Origin of the sequence: Blautia sp. AF19-10LB, assembly GCF_003461245.1 — a bacterium.
In the GTDB taxonomy this organism is placed as follows: Bacteria; Bacillota; Clostridia; order Lachnospirales; family Lachnospiraceae; genus Blautia_A; species Blautia_A intestinihominis.
Genome location: NZ_QTWS01000094.1, coordinates 1 through 852, shown reverse-complemented (window position 1 = coordinate 852; position 852 = coordinate 1). Strand labels below are relative to the sequence as shown.

General features: G+C 43.7%; 1 protein-coding gene. It reads right to left on the bottom strand.

Features of this window, described 5'->3' with window-relative positions:
• Positions 1-778: IS4/Tn5 family transposase DNA-binding protein (locus DWX28_RS19215; protein ID WP_199611881.1), on the bottom strand; the 778-nt coding region annotated here is incomplete at its 3' end.
• Positions 779-852: the final 74 nt, after the last annotated feature.

Genomic DNA, 852 nt, shown 5'->3' with positions numbered 1-852 from the left:
CCATTTTTATATTTCTTGATGGGATATGCTCTCTGGGATTCCGGCTCATCCGGACAACCATGCTTCCTGCCACTGGGGAACTACGTAATTCATGAAAGATCTTTTTCCCATCATCTACCATACGATTTTGTACGATCCGGATCAGAAAATTTGCTTTCAGATCCGCTGCTTCTGAGAAAAATTCATAGAAATCACCTTCCCGGTCACATACTGTTAATATTGGGATATCCGCTGGCATTCTCAGCAGTGTCTCACGCATGCTGTCCAGCCATCGGAAATTTTCTTTTTCCTCTATTGGTCTGGAACGTTTTTGCTCTTTTGTCTGGGAATCGTCCTTCGGCTTTTCCCGTGTATTTGTCTCCTGGTAGATAATACCCAAAGGGATCCCCTGGTCTGTCACGGCGATGCAAGAATGGACCAGCATTCCCCTTTGCTCCGTACTGCAATAGTATCCCATTCCCTGGATCGCTTTCCGGTCTCCAAATCCAACAGCGGTAGTATCCTGAACAGCTAAGATCCACTCTGCATCTGCACATTTTATTTTTTCTATAGTTGCTCTGGATATGCTGTCAAGTAATTCATCTTTGGATATCTCGCTATTACTAAAGAAACGGTATGCCGCTTTGGCAGAACTTCTGGAGCCGGTAGCTGCCCAAGTAGATTTTCCGGGCGATGCTGCAAAAGCGTCTATGATCTTGAAGAAACGTGACTTCAAACGCTGGTCAGTAAAATTTATGTCCACAAACTCTTCTTGCCAGTTCTTGTATTCCGCCGTCATTTGGATCTCCCCTTTTTCTTTAGTATAACATGGGAACATATAAATATCTATGATTACTTATGGGTCAAGTTAAG